The sequence below is a fragment of the Shewanella vaxholmensis genome (genome assembly GCF_031932135.1).
GTDB lineage: Bacteria > Pseudomonadota > Gammaproteobacteria > Enterobacterales > Shewanellaceae > Shewanella > Shewanella hafniensis.
In genome coordinates, this window is sequence record NZ_JAUOEV010000021.1 from 31,868 (window position 1) to 48,151 (window position 16,284).

At 46.9% G+C, this 16,284-nt stretch carries 14 protein-coding genes; 4 read left to right on the plus strand and 10 right to left on the minus strand.

Going from position 1 to position 16,284, the window contains the following annotated elements; translation table 11 throughout:
* Positions 1-141 precede the first annotated feature (141 nt).
* The 4 genes from Q4Q46_RS16705 to Q4Q46_RS16720 form a co-directional block, all read right to left on the minus strand.
* Positions 142-951 carry a M48 family metallopeptidase gene (locus Q4Q46_RS16705; RefSeq protein ID WP_006083908.1) on the minus strand — a complete coding sequence of 270 codons (810 nt, stop codon included), beginning with the start codon at positions 949-951 and terminating at the stop codon, positions 142-144.
* Between the two features lie 149 nt (positions 952-1,100).
* A complete protein-coding gene (locus tag Q4Q46_RS16710) occupies positions 1,101-1,685 on the minus strand; it encodes a GNAT family N-acetyltransferase (protein ID WP_311906528.1) in 585 nt (194 codons plus the stop codon).
* 221 nt (positions 1,686-1,906) lie between these two features.
* A complete protein-coding gene (locus Q4Q46_RS16715; protein ID WP_311906529.1) occupies positions 1,907-3,238 on the minus strand; it encodes a DEAD/DEAH box helicase in 1,332 nt (443 codons plus the stop codon).
* Positions 3,239-3,394: 156 nt separating this feature from the next.
* Entirely contained in the window at positions 3,395-3,958 is a 564-nt protein-coding gene (locus tag Q4Q46_RS16720) for a DUF4256 domain-containing protein (protein ID WP_311906530.1), read from the minus strand.
* Positions 3,959-4,277: 319 nt separating this feature from the next.
* Between Q4Q46_RS16720 and Q4Q46_RS16725 the strand changes: the two genes are divergently transcribed.
* Positions 4,278-4,556: a hypothetical protein gene (locus Q4Q46_RS16725; RefSeq protein WP_028759454.1), complete on the plus strand. Its 279-nt coding sequence runs from the start codon at positions 4,278-4,280 to the stop codon at positions 4,554-4,556.
* Between the two features lie 441 nt (positions 4,557-4,997).
* Here the strand turns inward: Q4Q46_RS16725 and Q4Q46_RS16730 are convergent, their stop codons facing one another.
* The 3 genes from Q4Q46_RS16730 to dnaK form a co-directional block, all read right to left on the minus strand.
* Entirely contained in the window at positions 4,998-5,582 is a 585-nt protein-coding gene (locus Q4Q46_RS16730; protein WP_311906531.1) for a DUF6988 family protein, read from the minus strand.
* A 509-nt stretch (positions 5,583-6,091) separates the two neighbouring features.
* The gene (gene dnaJ / locus Q4Q46_RS16735; RefSeq protein WP_006082793.1) at positions 6,092-7,225 is read right to left on the minus strand and encodes a molecular chaperone DnaJ; all 1,134 of its coding nucleotides are present in this window, start codon (positions 7,223-7,225) and stop codon (positions 6,092-6,094) included.
* 110 nt (positions 7,226-7,335) lie between these two features.
* Positions 7,336-9,255 (minus strand): molecular chaperone DnaK, encoded by a 1,920-nt coding sequence (gene dnaK, locus Q4Q46_RS16740; protein WP_226060583.1) that lies wholly within the window; start codon positions 9,253-9,255, stop codon positions 7,336-7,338.
* Positions 9,256-9,543: 288 nt separating this feature from the next.
* On the opposite strand from dnaK, the gene Q4Q46_RS16745 reads away from it, so the two are divergent.
* From Q4Q46_RS16745 to Q4Q46_RS16755, 3 genes are all read left to right on the plus strand, one after another.
* Complete coding sequence (locus Q4Q46_RS16745; RefSeq protein ID WP_311906532.1) at positions 9,544-10,470, plus strand: DMT family transporter; 927 nt, start codon at positions 9,544-9,546, stop codon at positions 10,468-10,470.
* 142 nt (positions 10,471-10,612) lie between these two features.
* Positions 10,613-11,089 (plus strand): Cys-tRNA(Pro) deacylase, encoded by a 477-nt coding sequence (gene ybaK, locus Q4Q46_RS16750; RefSeq protein ID WP_311900329.1) that lies wholly within the window; start codon positions 10,613-10,615, stop codon positions 11,087-11,089.
* Between the two features lie 211 nt (positions 11,090-11,300).
* The gene (locus Q4Q46_RS16755; protein ID WP_107948823.1) at positions 11,301-11,603 is read left to right on the plus strand and encodes a hypothetical protein; all 303 of its coding nucleotides are present in this window, start codon (positions 11,301-11,303) and stop codon (positions 11,601-11,603) included.
* A gap of 132 nt (positions 11,604-11,735) precedes the next feature.
* Here Q4Q46_RS16755 and Q4Q46_RS16760 read toward each other — a convergent pair whose 3' ends face one another.
* From Q4Q46_RS16760 to Q4Q46_RS16770, 3 genes are all read right to left on the minus strand, one after another.
* Positions 11,736-13,013, minus strand: a complete 1,278-nt coding sequence (locus Q4Q46_RS16760) for a glutamate-5-semialdehyde dehydrogenase (protein ID WP_311906533.1) — start codon at positions 13,011-13,013, stop codon at positions 11,736-11,738.
* Positions 13,014-13,025: 12 nt separating this feature from the next.
* Positions 13,026-14,144: a glutamate 5-kinase gene (gene proB / locus Q4Q46_RS16765; RefSeq protein ID WP_106651421.1), complete on the minus strand. Its 1,119-nt coding sequence runs from the start codon at positions 14,142-14,144 to the stop codon at positions 13,026-13,028.
* 210 nt (positions 14,145-14,354) lie between these two features.
* Positions 14,355-15,644 carry an NCS2 family permease gene (locus Q4Q46_RS16770; protein ID WP_106651422.1) on the minus strand — a complete coding sequence of 430 codons (1,290 nt, stop codon included), beginning with the start codon at positions 15,642-15,644 and terminating at the stop codon, positions 14,355-14,357.
* Positions 15,645-16,284 lie beyond the last annotated feature (640 nt).

Consider the following 16,284-nt stretch of genomic DNA (forward strand, 5'->3'; position numbering starts at 1 on the left):
GACTGCTTATTTAACTAAGGCGGCTTTTTTACACACTTATTGCGTATTTATCCAAAAGCGTAAATAGGCTAAGGACGCATATCGGCCAGAAAACAACCGCTAACACTCAGCTAAGTGGCACTTCGCTATGCAGCGTGCAGCTTATTTCGGCGCCACACATTGGTTCTTCACTTGGGTTTTAGCACTGGCATAGAGTGGCTGCATCTGCCCTTGCAGTTGTTGCAACTGAGCGATGCGATTACTGTTCGATGGATGAGTCGATAATAATTCTGGCCCTTGACTGCCGCCCACCTTCGACATGTTCTGCCATAAGGTCACACTTTGCGCCGGATCGAAACCGGCTCGCGCCATCAGCTCTAAGCCCATCACATCGGCCTCGCTCTCTTGAGCGCGGCCAAAGGGCAGAATGACCCCAACCTGAGCACCGAGTCCTAACGCCGACATATATAAGTCGCGATTCGACACGCCACTCGCCCCCAACGCCGCATCGGCTATTTGCATACCGACGCCCGTTAACTGTCCGCGAGAAACCTGCTCGTTACCATGTTGCGCCAATACGTGCGCCACTTCGTGACCAAGCACAGTAGCAAGCTGATCAGGACCATCGGCAACCTTAAGTAAACCGCTATACACACCAATGTGGCCGCCCGGCAGTGCAAAGGCGTTAACTTGTTCAGAGTCAAACAAGACGACATCCCAGCGCTGGGTTTGATCCGGCAGCACTGCCGTCACCCGATTAGCGACACAATTCACGTATTGCGTCAGCTTTTTATCGCTACTCACCTTTTGCTGCTTTTTCATCTCCTCAAAGGAAGCATCACCCATCTGCTGCATCTGCGCCGCTGAAAAGAGCAAGGTCTGCCCCCGTCCCGTTGGCGATTGCGTGGTCGCGCAGGCCGATAATCCGAGCACGACCGCCAAACCCACTAAGCCTAAACGCATTGATTTCATCTGGCACTCCTTAAATCCCATGACGGGCGTGAAGATCCTTGAGCCAACAAAGGCTCAACTAATGAAGAGATTTTACTGAGATAGACAAGATAAGCCAAATAGAGAAACACTGGCGGCACGCGTTAGCGATACTTTGCACCTAAAGGGAATTAATACTCTTCTTTCAACAAAGCGTAGAGATACTCATCGCCCCACGCGCCCTTAAAGAAGATGTTTTTCACATAATGGGCTTCGCGCCTAAAGTGGAGTTTTTCGAGTAAGCGACAGCTGGCAAGATTTTGTGCGTCTGTGATCGCAATAACGCGATGCTTATGTAATTCAATGAAGAGGTAATCCAGCAATGCGCTAACGGCCTCAAAAGCGACCTGTTTACCTTGATGCTCAGGCGCAATCGTAAAACCGATTTCTACCTGCTGCTCATCAATAAAGTGCAGCGCCAGATCGCCAACTATCGCGGTCGGTGTTACTCCCGACGCGGCAGTGACAATCGCAAGTTGAAACCACGTATCCGCCGCACCAAATTGTGCGTAATCCATATTGTCGAACAGCGCGACTGCATCGCTATAGCGGTAATCCGTCCAGCTTTGATATTGGGCGACCTTAGGGTCGGCTCGATAGGCGGTAAAAGCCTCAAGATCCGCTCGCTGGAATGGTCGAAGTACAAAGTGCTCAGTCGTTAAACCGTTATTCACCACTTTATGAAGTGCTTTGCTTAACGCCAATGTCGATGCCATAACTTAGCTCCCTTATATGTAAATAAGTCACTAAGTTACACCCAGAGCGAAAGCGTTAACAGCAGCCAATGCGCTTTATTCTGTTATCGGTTTAGTGATAGCAGCACGCCAAGCTTGAACGCTATGGATAGCTTCACTCTTTGCTTGAGGATGGCTTCACTCTTGTTTCAGGATTGCGTCACTCCAGTTTCACTATGACTTCACTATGGATAGCTTCAAGCTCAGCGCTTACCTTTAAACTCTTTGGCGCTATGCTTATTGATGCTACGGCGATTCGCCTGTTTATCCCGCGGTGGTCGCTTACGCTCAACCTTGCCATCTGCGGCGCCATCTGTGGTATTTTCACTCGGCTTATCGGTTACTGGAAAGTCAGCCAATAATGCCAGCGGTAACTCCCGCGCGGTCAAGCTGCGGATCGCCGTTAAGGTCGCCATTTCACCGTGGCACACGAGGGAAATCGCCAGCCCTTTTTCGCCAGCGCGGGCGGTGCGGCCAATACGGTGCACGTACACAGGCGCACTCATGGGCAAATCCAAATTGATGACCACAGGCAAGGCATCAACATGAATGCCGCGCGCCATCAAATCTGTCGCCACTAATACTTGGATACGATTGGCTTTAAAGTCGGCCAAGGTTTGGCTGCGCACGGTTTGATCTTTTTCACCGTGCAGCGCGGCGACTTTCATCCCCGCTTTGGCGAGCCGTTTAGCGACGGCATCGGCATCATCACGGGCGCTGATAAACACCAGCACCTGCGGCCATTGATATTGTTTTAATAGCGCAATCAATGCCTGTGCTTTACTGCCCTTGTTGACTAAATAAAGCTGTTCTTCGATTTCACCAGCTACAGAATTCACTTTGTGGGCTTCAACCCGTAGCGGCTCATTCACCAGCAGCTTTTCGGTTAATGTATCCAACGCCTCGGGCAAGGTGGCAGAAAACAACGAGGTTTGCTTAAGTTTAGGCATGAACGCCATCAGCTTTTGCACATCGGGCCAAAACCCCATTTCTAGCAGGCGGTCAGCTTCATCCAGCACTAGATGTTTTATCGAATCGAGACTGATGTGAGATTGTTTACATAAATCCAGTAAACGCCCTGGGGTTGCCACTAACACCTGCGGCTTGGCAGTGAGTTCGGCCAATTGGTCTTCCAATGCGACCCCGCCACACAGAAGCTGAATGTTCAACGGAGTCGATAATTGACCAGCCACGGTTTGCAGCGCCTCAGTCACTTGCAGTGCTAATTCCCGTGTAGGCACCAGCACTAACGCCTGCGCATTTTGGGCCTGCACAGATTTAGCCACCTGCAACTGTGTTTGCTGTTGCAACAAAAGTTGTTGTAGAAGTGGCAAACCAAAAGCTAAGGTTTTGCCGCTACCGGTTTGTGCTAAGGCTAACAAATCCCGTCCCGCAAGAATGGCCGGAATCGCCAGTTGCTGCACCTTTGTCGGATGTTTAAGACTTGCAGGCAAAGCCTTAAGTAACGCCGAATTTAAGCCAAGCTCAGCAAAAGTTAACGACTCAGGGGAAGAAGAAAGCTCAGGAAAGGTCATCACAACACCAGATCAAAACATGGGAGCGAAAGTTTACGCAGAGTCGAGTGGGATTACCAATATTGCTTGTATCAATCGAGATCAAAGTTAGCAGTCCCTTTTGACTCACTCATTTCACTGATTCATTTATCTAGCTAAGATTTGCTCGTGCTAGCACTAAACTAATAATCGAGTTCGAAAACCCCGCACGGCATAATAAGAGTCTGCACCATTATGATAAGTAAACACTTTGCCATAACGTCGATCACAGAAAATCGCCCCGCCTTGAGCCCTAATATCTTTTGGCGTGTCTACCCAACTTGAGGTTTTAGTATCAAACTCGCCTAAGGTTTGTAACTCACGATATTGCGCCTCGGTCAGCATTTGTACACCCATTTGCACCGCCAGTTCCAGTGCACTGCCGACGGGTTTATTTTTCTTGCGCGCCTCGATCGCTGCTTTGTCATAACAAAGACTGCGCCGTTCCGCAGGGCTTTGCGCCGCGCAATCTACAAAAATAAATTTGCCCGTATTCGCATCAATCCCCACCACATCAGGCTCGCCACCTGTGTGTTCCATCCAATGCAGCGCATTTTGGATTTGCGTGTCACTTTGCAGAATTCTTGCCTCAACCTCAGCCCACAAAATCCCTTGATGGTGCAACCTATTTGCCGCAAACCTTGACGCCAGCTTTGCCAGCAATTCGCTTAAGAGTAAATCATTCACCGTTATTTTCCCCATGACTTCCCTGCCCTTGGTTTGTTATCGAAAATCACCACTCAATGGACCATAAACCGTTTTAGCATAACCTAAGATAGTCAAAACATTGTAAAATGCACAGGCCTGATTTGCTCGGGCCATGAGCAAGAATAAAGCAAGTTTTAGCATAAAGTGCACTAATAACATTCTGTTTTGGATTGGCGCATTTTACCGCGCAGATTTAATGCCAGCTTATGGTAGAATCCCGCCCAATCAGCTTTATGAATGTGCAACACAACTCATTTGTTTAACTGAACGTAGTGGAACACTACCGTGATTAACTAAATGAGGAGAACAGATTATGAGTAAGTTAAATGCCGAAGAACGTAAAGCCCGCGATAACGCCCGTTTTTCACAACGCGTCGATGAACGCCGCACAAAGGGCGAAGACGTAGTCGCCTATGTGCTAGGCAACAAGCTCGCGTTTAAGTTTCTGACTAAACCAGAGAGACACGAATTTAAACAAAGAGAAGCGGCACTTGAAGAAGAAGCCAAGCTTAAAAAGCAGCAAGCGTTTCAGCTTAAAACCGAGCAAGAGTTAGAAAAAGTCGAAGCCGCATTTACTGTTCCAGAAGAGTAACCTCTCAAAAGAGCCATTGATTATAATTGATGGCTCACGCATACCCCATTTCCAAACTTCGTTTGGATTTTTAAATCAAAATCAACGTCGTGGTGCTTCGCCCCACACCCGACCAAGAGGGGATCAACAGCAATCCCCTCTTGGATCTCCCTTGCCGCCCCTAGCAAAGTTACATGCATTGATTACTGACCTTGGTCTTATGGATAAATTGCTATCGCTTCCGAAGGCAACGTCCATGTACCTACGAAAGCTAGCTCGCCATCCATGGCGAGGCTCACGCAATTTATTCCAACGCCCCGCGGCAACTTCGCAGGGGAAGGTGAACTCCTGTAGTTGTAGTGTTAACCATTAATCCCAAAAGAGATCTGCCAGTCCCATCTTTTTTAACTTTAAAAGTTAAGTTTCATTATGGTGCGATGAAATATTTACAGCCTAACGATCTCAAAATGGTTGGTTATCAAGTAGATCTTCTAAAAGTAAAATTGCATCTTTATCTTCGGATAACTCAATCAACTGAGAAAGTACATAAGAGGAGAATAAGACGACTATTTTCATCAATTCAAAAACTTCTGAATAGCTAATATTGGATGTAATAATATTTCCACCTATTTGCCAATGAGCTAGCTCACGACCTCCATGAGTAAAATCATGCATATTTTCTCTCATAATTTCCCAAAGCTTAGATAGTAATTTGGGGTTATCAGATTGAGCCTCAATTAACTGAATAGCATTCCAAGGCGATGGCCACCCATCTTTTGAATTCATTACTTTTAGGCTTTGCTCTTCTGAAGCACAGTTACGCAACCAAACCGCACGAAAAGTATTTTCAAAGAGTGGTCTTAGCAAGGCTGAAGAAGACGCTAGATTTTGCTGCTGAACTAACACTTGTATAGCATCACAGTGATTCATAGAGGTGTATAACATGGAGCTAATAAATTTATTTTTATCTGTAGCTAGTACTCCTAATTTTTCTGCTATAAGCCAAGCATTATCCACATGCTCACGAGCTTTAAATATGCAATCCATTTTGACCTCTGCTAACGATTTTAACTACAGACCTACTCTATTAAAGTAATATCTACAAAAAATGGTTCATAGAAATATTCGGCTCACCTAAAATCTTAAATGGCAACTACAAATTTCTATGAAACTACAGCTGAAACTCACTTTAACGGCAAAAGGATACACCATCCCCTCGGAGTTGCCGCAGGGCGAATAGACAAATTGCGTGAGTCTCGCCATGGATGGCGAGCTAGCTTTCGCAGGTGCAGGGACGCATCCTTCGGAAGCGATAGCAAATTTGGCTATGAGCACAAGGAGCTTTCAACTCCGTTGGGGACGCCGGGGGATATCCAAAAGGGGAACAGGCGTTTTTCCCCTTTTGGTCGGGTGTGGGGTGAAGCCCCACGACTTTGACTTTTCTTTTAAAAAGAATCGAAATCTCAAACTAAATTTGTGACATAAAAAAGCCCTGCAAGGTTAACCATTGCAGGGCTTTTTATCTAAAGCGCTAAACAAAGCGCCACTCGATCAAGTTAGCTATTCAGATCTTGAAAGAACTTTTTCACGCCATCGAAAAAGCCCTCAGCCTTTGGGCTGTGCTTCTTTGACTCACCAGTTAAGGTGGCTTCAAATTCGCGTAACAGTTCTTTTTGACGATCGTTTAAGTTAACTGGGGTTTCCATAACCACTTTGCAGAGCAAATCGCCTACCGCATGGCTGCGAACCGACTTGACGCCTTTGCCACGTAAACGGAACATACGGCCCGTTTGCGTTTCGGCAGGGATCTTCAGGCTGACTTTACCATCCAGTGTTGGTACTTCAATCTCACCGCCTAGGGCCGCTTTACTGAAGGATATCGGCACTTCGCAGTAAAGGTTGTTGCCATCACGGACGAAAATCGCATGCTCACGCACGCTGACCTGAACGTATAAATCCCCTGCTGGCGCGCCAAACTCACCCGCTTCGCCTTCACCCGCTAAACGAATACGGTCGCCCGTATCAACGCCGGCTGGGATCTTAACCGATAAGGTTTTGCTCTTTTCAACACGGCCATCGCCATGACACTTAGTGCAAGGATCTTTGATGATCTTGCCGCGGCCATGACAAGTTGGACAAGGCTGTTGCACCGCAAAGAAACCTTGTCGCATTTGCACTTGGCCTTGACCATGACAGGTGCCACAGGTGGTTGCAGAGGTGCCTTTTTTAGCGCCGCTGCCTTCACACAGATCGCAAGTCGCCAGTGTTGGAATCCGCAGTTCTTTGGTTAAGCCTTTAACGGCTTCTTCCAGTGATAACTCTAGGTTATAACGTAAATCTGAGCCGCGGGCCGCTTGGCGTTGACCGCCACGACGTCCACCGCCGAAAATATCGCCAAAGACATCACCGAAAATATCGCCGAAATCGCCTTGACCACCACCGTAACCACCGCCACCGCGATTAGGATCCACACCCGCATGACCAAATTGGTCGTAGGCCGCTTTTTTGTCGGCGTCGGTTAGGATCTCATAGGCTTCTTTAATTTCTTTAAAGTTAGCTTCTGCGGTTTTGTCGCCTGGGTTGCGATCTGGGTGAAATTTCATGGCCAGACGTTTGTAGGCCTTTTTAATTTCACGTTCGCTAGTGTCACGACTGACACCTAATACTTCGTAATAATCTCGCTTTGACATAATCTCATGCTTCTCAGCTGGTGTTGAACAAACGGGCGTTAGGGTTGCCCCGTAACGCCCGCCTAGAAATTAACGCTTTGAAATCAATCTATTGGATTGAAAACAAGTCATTATTTCTTGTCGTCTTTCACTTCTTCGAATTCAGCATCGACAACGTCATCGGCAGCAGCGTTAGCCTGTTTGCCCGCGTCGGCATTGTCGCCGCCTTGAGCTTGAGACTTAGCTTGAGCGATTTCCATCAGCTTAGCAGATGCTTCGATCAGTTCTTGAGTTGCCTTTTCAATGGCTTCTTTGTCATTGCCTTTGATAGCAGTGTCAACAGCATCCATCGCAGCTTGGATTTTCTCTTTATCTTCGCTTGGCAGTGCATCGCCCGCTTCTTCAACTTGTTTCTTAGTTGCGTGAACTAAGCCGTCAGCTTGGTTGCGTGATTGCACTAACTCTTCAAACTTCTTGTCTTCATCTGCGTGAGCTTCGGCATCACGTACCATTTGCGCCACTTCTTCTTCGCTTAAGCCAGAAGATGCTTTGATGGTGATGTTTTGTTTCTTGCCGGTTTTCTTGTCTGTAGCAGACACATGCAGAATACCGTCGGCATCGATGTCGAACATCACTTCAATTTGTGGCTGGCCACGTTGTGCTGGCTCAATACCGTCTAAGTTGAACTGACCTAATGACTTGTTCGCGCTCGCTTGCTTACGCTCACCTTGCAGTACGTGAATGGTCACTGCACTTTGGTTGTCATCGGCTGTTGAGAACACTTGCTGCGCCTTAGTAGGAATAGTAGTGTTCTTCTCAATCAACTTAGTCATCACGCTGCCCATGGTTTCGATACCAAGAGACAGTGGTGTTACGTCTAACAGTAATACGTCTTTCACGTCGCCTGACAGAACGCCCGCTTGAATTGCAGCACCTACGGCTACCGCTTCGTCTGGGTTCACGTCTTTACGAGGTTCTTTGCCGAAGAAGTTTGTCACTGCTTCTTGAACCTTAGGCATACGTGTTTGACCACCCACTAGAATCACTTCGTTGATGTCTGTTACAGATAAATCTGCATCAGCCAGGGCAACTTTTAGTGGCTCTAATGTACGGAGAATCAAGTCTTCAACCAGTGATTCCAATTTAGCACGAGTGATTTTAATCACTAAATGCTTAGGACCTGTTGCGTCTGCCGTGATGTATGGCAGGTTCACTTCAGTGTGGTTGGTGCTTGAAAGTTCAATTTTCGCTTTTTCAGCTGCTTCTTTCAGACGTTGCATTGCTAATGGATCTTTACGCAGATCTAAGCCTTGCTCTTTCTTGAATTCGTCAGCTAAGTAGTTGATCAAACGGTTGTCAAAGTCTTCACCACCTAAGTGGGTGTCACCGTTGGTTGCCAACACTTCAAATGTTTGGTCGCCATCGTTGCTGTCGATTTCGATGATAGAGATATCGAATGTACCACCACCTAAATCGTATACCGCAACAATGTTGTCGCCTTGTTTCTTATCAATACCGTAGGCTAATGCTGCAGCCGTTGGTTCGTTGATAATACGTTTAACATCAAGACCTGCGATACGACCCGCATCTTTAGTCGCTTGACGTTGTGAATCGTTAAAGTAAGCAGGAACAGTAATAACCGCTTCTGTTACTTCTTCACCTAAAAAGTCTTCTGCGGTTTTCTTCATCTTTTTCAAGATTTCTGCAGAAACTTGTGGTGGAGCCATCTTGTTGCCACGCGATTCAACCCATGCATCACCGTTGTCGGCTGCAATGATTTTGAATGGCATGATGTTCACGTCACGTTGGACTTCGTCATCTTTAAAGCGACGACCGATCAAACGCTTAATCGCGAAGAATGTGTTAGTCGGGTTAGTCACAGCTTGACGTTTTGCTGGCGAACCGACAATGGTCTCATCATCTGTATAAGCGATGATTGACGGGGTTGTGCGATCGCCTTCAGCGTTTTCTAACACACGTGCTTTGCCACCATCGAGGACAGCTACACAAGAGTTTGTTGTGCCTAAGTCGATACCAATAATTTTACCCATGAGGTCCTCCGAAAAATTTCATTCAATCTAAATTTGTTTAGTTGGTTTTGATATGGGGCTAGACGGTTGAAATATCAAGTCCATCGTTGGCCACCTTCTCTGCCTTGGTACCTATATTGGGACAGGGAAATTAATTACAAGGGCGAACAAAAAAATTTTCTGATTTATCTTTCTCACATCCGTCGCGGGATAAAATATCCAATCACATAAAATAGTCTTGCTTATCAACTAAAGCTGTTATTCAATCTGCCCACATTTGGCGGATGTTTATCCTAGTAAGGTAGCAGCGTGAAGTCTTCGAATTTAGCGTACGTGTATGGCATGGCGGCGGTCTTCCTCTGGTCTACTGTGGCCACGGCCTTTAAGATTGCCTTGAGTTACTACACGCCATTGCAACTGGTATTTGTTGCCGTACTCACGTCGATTATTGCCCTTGGCGGAATCCTTGCTTGGCAAAAAAAGCTTTCCTTACTCAAGCAACAGTTTTTACGCCGCCCCATGTTTTATCTGGTGACAGGGCTCATCAATCCCTTCCTCTACTATGTCGTACTATTTAAAGCGTATTCCTTACTGCCAGCACAACAAGCGTTATCACTTAATTACACTTGGGCGGTATTACTGCCGTTACTGGCCGCGCCTTTGTTAAAGCAACATTTGCGCAAGAGCGACATTGCAGCGGCGCTGATTGCCTACACTGGCGTGTTTATCATTGCCACCGGCGGTGATATCAGCGGCTTTAGCTTTGATAGCCCGCTCGGGATCGGCCTTGCACTGACCAGCACAGTTCTCTGGTGCCTATATTGGATCGTCAACACTAAAGATCAAGGCGATCCCGTGGTGAGTTTATTATTAAGCTTTGTTATCGGCTTACCTTTTATTGCCGTCACTTTAGTGCTGACAGATACCCTACCCAGCTTTAGTCTTAAAGCGATATTTGCAGGTATGTATGTGGGCTTGTTCGAGATGGGCATTACCTTTGTGCTCTGGTTAATGGCGCTAAAAACCGCCACTCGCACTGCCAACATTAGCACTATGGTGTTTTTATCCCCTGTGATGTCGATTGGGTTTATTGCGTGGATTTTGCAAGAAACGATAGCGATGGCGACCTATCTCGGCCTAGCCTTTATTTTATCAGGGATGATGTTGCAACAACTTTGGCCCCGTTTTACCGAGCGCAAAAGTAAGATAAGCCCAAAGCCAAAGCTCGCTGAGTGATGGCAGAGTCATCACTGAATCGTCGCCTGAAATAAACTTGGCTCACTGCAATGAGCCAATTAAAGAACGTAAAAACCGAAGTGGCTAACGTTTTACATCAAAATTAAGCGCTAATATCACCCATTTTGTGAAGGAGTATAGAATGACCCCGGCCGTTCGATTGGCGAAAAAAGCCAGCATTGCATTTGATATCTTAGAGTACAGCCACGATCCACACTGCGCCGCCTACGGCGAAGAAGCCGCTAACACCTTAGGGCTCGACCCCGCGCAAGTATTTAAAACCCTTTTAGTTGCCATCGACAAAGCCCATGCGCCGATTGCCGTCGCGCTTGTGCCCGTCGATCATCAGCTTAATCTAAAAGCCGTAGCTAAATGCTTAAAACAAAAGAAACTGCAAATGGCCGATGCTGACCTAGCACAAAAATCCTCAGGCTATCTGGTCGGCGGCATTAGTCCCTTAGCGCAGAAAAAACAGTTACCGACCTTAATTGATGCCAGCGCTCAAGGCTTCGATAGGATTTATGTCAGCGCGGGCAGACGCGGTTTAGAGATAAGCTTAGCGGCCACAGACTTAGCCCAACTTTGCAAAGGTGAATTTGCCGATATTAAGACGCTTTAAGCCACATCGACCACATTAAGCACAAGTTATTCGACGTTAAGCAATCTACTCCATTAAATAGCACGCGCTCATGTTGGATAACTCGCAAACAAGACCCTAGCAACAACAAAATTGGCTTCAGCAAACAGGGTCTACAGTAGAAAGCGTTTGATAATGCCTAGACTTCCGTCTATAAATTGTACTGAGGTACAAATCGACTAAGGATAGTCAGATGGAAAAATCAACCCAATGGAACCCAGAAAATAGCATCAGCCCAATCAGCTGGTGCGCTATGCTACTCTGCATCGCCTTATTTATTTATGAGCATTTCTGGGGAAACAGTTTTACCACTATGGTAGTCATGCTCTATTGCAGTTTTATGCTGCCCTCGGTATTACTCACCCGCAGAGTGCAGGAAAAGTACTTTATTTATACCTTGGAATACATCAAGGCCTTTCGTAGATTCACTACCGTCATGTCGACGCTATTTTTCTGTATCTGGTTACTTGCCACTTATACGCCGCTTCTCCATTAATGCGCAAACAGACACTGCCATAAATAGACTCTGCAAATTGGTACTTACAATCAAACTATACAATCAAATTCTGCAAACAAAAAAGCCGTCAACGTAATGCGTTAACGGCTTTAATTTTATGGTTTTTAACCACTAAACACGGCTTGTGTAATCACCCCAAGCTAACCACTTATACGTGGTTAATGCCTCAAGCCCCATAGGGCCGCGGGCGTGGAGTTTTTGCGTGCTCACTGCCACTTCGGCGCCAAGGCCAAACTGACCGCCATCGGTAAAACGTGTGCTGGCATTCACATACACAGCCGCTGAGTTCACTTGGTTCATAAAATGCGCCGCAGCGTGAATGTCATCGGTCAAAATCGCTTCCGAATGGCCGCTAGAATAAGTACGAATATGGTCAACGGCGGCATCGATATCACTCACCACTTTAATGCCTAAGGTTAACGACAACCATTCGATGCCAAAATCCTCAGCCTTAGCGTGCGTCACATCAAACCCTAAACCATCAAGCAAACTAAAACTTGTATCACAAACTGAAAAACGCACACCTAAACGATGCAGATACTCGGCAATTTGCGGTACAAAGGTGCTCGCCACATGCTCATCCACCAGCAAGGTATCAAGCGCATTACACACAGTTGGACGCTGCACTTTGGCGTTAGCGATCACTTCGAGAGCCCGCTCAAGATTGGCATTTTTATCGACATATAAATGGCAAATACCTATGCCGCCTAAGATCACCGGAATCGTCGCCTGCTCGGCACATAAGCGTTGCAGTGCTTGACCGCCACGCGGCACTATCATGTCGACATATTGATCGAGCTTAAGTAAACCTGTCACTAAAGATCTGTCTGAAGAATCAATAAATTGCACCGCATCTATAGGTAAACCTTGGGCAACAATCGCGCCGCGGATCACCTCACTAATGAGTTTATTCGATGCTAGGGTTTCTTTACCGCCACGGAGGATCACCGCATTACCGGTTTTAAGGGCAAGCACTGCGATATCGACAGTGACATTGGGCCGAGCTTCGTAAATCACTCCGATAACCCCAAGTGGTACTCGGCGGCGAGTCAGCCTTAAACCGTTATCTAATAATTTACTGCCAAATTCTTCGCCTACCGGGTCAGCAAGGCGGATCACATCGCTAATATCGCCAATAATGCCCGCCAGACGCGCATCATCGAGCAACAATCTGTCGATCATCGCATCCGTTAATCCATCGGCCTTAGCGGCGGCAACATCCTTAGCATTCGCGGCTAAAATGGCGGCGGCGTTTTCTGTCAGCGCATCGGCGATGGCTTCAAGCAAACCGGCCTTTTGGCTCGCCGTTAAGTTAGCTAAGGCATAACTTGCCTGTTTGGCATTATTACCAAGTTGCTGTAAATACTGATCTTGATTAATTTGACTCAAAACAGACCTCGCTTATAAGACAACCATGTCGTTGCGGTGCACTATTGCGTCACCATAATCGTAACCGAGTAAAGACTCGATCTCGTCAGAATGCTTGCCCGCGATCAAACTCAGGGCTTGGCCGCAGTATCGTGTCATCCCTTTAGCAATCACTTTACCCTGTTGATCAACTAATTGCAGCGTTGCGCCGCGCTCAAACTGGCCTTTAACGCCGACGATACCTTTGGACAATAAGCTGCGGCCCTTGTCTGTCACGGCTTTGACCGCACCCGCATCGAGCACTAAAGAACCTTGAGTCGCAGGGCCGGCTAAAATCCACTGTTTACGGCTTTCGAGCGGGTTTTCGATGGCACTAAAATGTGTCCCAACCGATTCCTTGCTCACCACTTTTTTGATCACATCGGGGTGATGGCCAGAGGCGATCACCACTTCGATGCCTGCACGGCGAGCAATATCCGCCGCTTCCAATTTAGTCGACATTCCGCCCGTGCCTAAACCCGAAACAGAACCGCCCGCTAACATACGTAGGCTGTCGTCAATCTTGACGACTTGGGAGATCAACTTAGCATTCGGGTTAGTGCGCGGATCGGCATCGAATAAGCCCTTTTGATCCGTCAATAAAATCAATAAATCGGCATCACACAGCAGTGCAGCACGGGCCGATAGATTGTCGTTATCACCGACTTTGATTTCATTGGTGGCAACGGCATCGTTTTCATTGATGATCGGCACAATATTATTGGCCAGCAAGGCATTAAGCGTGTCACGGGCGTTGAGGTAACGCTCCCTATCCTGCAAATCGGCGCGGGTCAGCAGCAATTGGCCGACATGCAGCCCATAAATACTAAAGAGTTGTGACCAAGCGAGGATCAACTGACTTTGCCCGACAGCGGCTAACAATTGCTTATTGGCCATAGTGTCGGGCAGTATCGGGTATTGGAGATGTTCACGCCCGGCGGCAATTGCGCCAGAAGTGCATAATACGACTTCGACCCCTGACTTCATCAGTGCGGCCATTTGACGAGCAAGCTCAACCATGTGGGCTTTATCTAGCTGTTTACTGCCAGAGGTCAGCACACTCGTCCCTAACTTCACTACTACGCGGCGATACGCAATCTCACTTAAGTTCATTATTCATTTGTAAAAAATAACCGAACAATCCTTATACCTAATCCGCTGGGTAATTGGTAGCAAGGAGTTATTAACTCCGAATAAATTTTCGATTTTGCTTAGAATAGCGCATTAAAAAGGGCCATCAGTTAGATGACCCTCAAAAAATATTGTCTATTGTAGACAATCTAGGTTGCGAGCTTGCACTGCTCGAGCCACTAATCGATAGGATTAGCCATAGATAAACTTAGCCACAAACAGCGCGGCCAAGACGACAATGCCCACATTGAGATCGCTAAAACGACCCGTGAGTAATTTGATTGCGGCGTATGAAATCATCCCAAAGGCGATGCCTGTAGCGATAGAAAACGTCAGTGGCATTAAAATACACACCACAACTACCGGTGCGGCTTCAGTCAAATCTTCCCATTCGACATGCACGAGCCCCGACATCATCAGAATCGCCACATAAAACAGTGTGCCCGCTGTCGCATAAGCTGGGATCATGCCCGCCAATGGCGACAGGAATAACGCAGCAATAAAGAGTAATCCCACGACAACTGCCGTTAAACCAGTCCGGCCTCCCGCACTCACACCCGCCGTACTTTCGATATAACTTGTGGTCGTCGATGTACCAAAAGCCGCGCCCGCAATGGTCGCTAAACTGTCAGCAGTCAAGGCACGGTTTAATCGCGGTAAACGGCCCTTCTCATCGAGGAAACCACCGCGCTGTGCAACCGCAACTAAAGTGCCAGAGGTATCGAAGAGATCGACAAATAAGAAGGCAAACACCACAGATAACATAGTCACTTCAAAGACTTGGGATAAATCCATCTTCAAAAATGTCGGCATGATCGACGGCGGCATAGATACAATACCCTGATACTGCACATCGCCAAACATTAATCCCAGCGCTGTGATAATCAAGATACTTAGGATGACCGCCGACTTCATTCCACGTTGCACCATAGCAATGATCAGGAAAAAACCTAACACAGCCATAACCGCCGGAAATGCAGTGATATCGCCTAAGGTCACTAAGGTTGCAGGGCTTGCCACCACAATACCGGCGCTCTTAAGGCCGATCAGCGCAAGAAACAAACCAATACCAGCGGCAATACCAATACGCAGCGACATGGGAATACTATTCACAATCCACTCTCGAATGCGCACTAAAGATAAGATTAAAAAGCAAATACCCGACAGGAATACCGCGCCAAGTGCAGTCTCCCAGCTGTAACCCATTTCACCCACAACGGTATAAGTAAAGAAGGCGTTCAGTCCCATACCGGGTGCAAGCGCGATAGGATAATTCGCCATCAAGCCCATGACTATACAGCCGACAGCCGCAGCCAAACAGGTCGCGACGAATACAGCCCCATGGTCCATGCCCGCATCGGCTAACATCATTGGATTCACAAAAATGATGTAGGCCATCGTCATAAATGTTGTCAAACCTGCGACCGCTTCCTGCTTGAGGCTCGTTTGATTTTGTTTCAGTTTGAACAGTTTTTCTAACATGGAACAAGGTTCCTTTTTATTTTAAGTATGTAGGGTAGTTAGATGTAAACACTATGTAACGTGATGACATTTGCAGCCGATTATAGGGAGTTTAGGCTGGTCAGGCCAGAAAATTGGCAAGGGATAAACACAAGTAACCATAAATCATTCGGTAAACGGCCGAGTGATTTATTCTGAACGCAAATGATGGAAACCTCGCCATGACTGTGCGGTTCAATAAAATGATAAATATGCGGAGTCAGTTAGCGCTTAGCAACTTAGTTAAGTTTGTATTTATTAGCATTGGTAATGCTATCACCTGAGCAAACTACTTCATCGAATAGCGTTTACATAGCGCATGAAAGGATCACTTGGAATTTTTTAGGATCACCCAGTGCATACCAATAATCCCAGAGTGGCGCAGGCTCAACATACACTTCAACCTCTTCTCCAGTAATCTCAATGCCACATTTATTAAAGAAGCAATCCCTCACCTCTGAGGAGGAGATTAAGCGTGAGGGCTGGTAATATGTGCTTTACCACTTCTGACACAAACAGTTTATGCTCATTACTATCAGGTAAAACAGTTACAGGCTTAAGCGAAAAAAAGGCAAAAAAAAGCCTGCTCAATGAGCAGGCAAAGACATATTTCAAGCGTCCC

Excerpts from the sequence above, each read along its gene's own strand:
- Q4Q46_RS16705 (WP_006083908.1), bottom strand. The coding sequence starts at position 951 with ATGAAATCAATGCGTTTAGGCTTAGTGGGTTTGGCGGTCGTGCTCGGA.
- Q4Q46_RS16710 (WP_311906528.1), bottom strand. The coding sequence starts at position 1,685 with ATGGCATCGACATTGGCGTTAAGCAAAGCACTTCATAAAGTGGTGAAT.
- Q4Q46_RS16715 (WP_311906529.1), bottom strand. The coding sequence starts at position 3,238 with ATGACCTTTCCTGAGCTTTCTTCTTCCCCTGAGTCGTTAACTTTTGCT.
- Q4Q46_RS16720 (WP_311906530.1), bottom strand. The coding sequence starts at position 3,958 with ATGGGGAAAATAACGGTGAATGATTTACTCTTAAGCGAATTGCTGGCA.
- Q4Q46_RS16725 (WP_028759454.1), top strand. The coding sequence starts at position 4,278 with ATGAGTAAGTTAAATGCCGAAGAACGTAAAGCCCGCGATAACGCCCGT.
- Q4Q46_RS16730 (WP_311906531.1), bottom strand. The coding sequence starts at position 5,582 with ATGGATTGCATATTTAAAGCTCGTGAGCATGTGGATAATGCTTGGCTT.
- dnaJ (WP_006082793.1), bottom strand. The coding sequence starts at position 7,225 with ATGTCAAAGCGAGATTATTACGAAGTATTAGGTGTCAGTCGTGACACT.
- dnaK (WP_226060583.1), bottom strand. The coding sequence starts at position 9,255 with ATGGGTAAAATTATTGGTATCGACTTAGGCACAACAAACTCTTGTGTA.
- ybaK (WP_311900329.1), top strand. The coding sequence starts at position 10,613 with ATGACCCCGGCCGTTCGATTGGCGAAAAAAGCCAGCATTGCATTTGAT.
- Q4Q46_RS16755 (WP_107948823.1), top strand. The coding sequence starts at position 11,301 with ATGGAAAAATCAACCCAATGGAACCCAGAAAATAGCATCAGCCCAATC.
- proB (WP_106651421.1), bottom strand. The coding sequence starts at position 14,144 with ATGAACTTAAGTGAGATTGCGTATCGCCGCGTAGTAGTGAAGTTAGGG.
- Q4Q46_RS16770 (WP_106651422.1), bottom strand. The coding sequence starts at position 15,644 with ATGTTAGAAAAACTGTTCAAACTGAAACAAAATCAAACGAGCCTCAAG.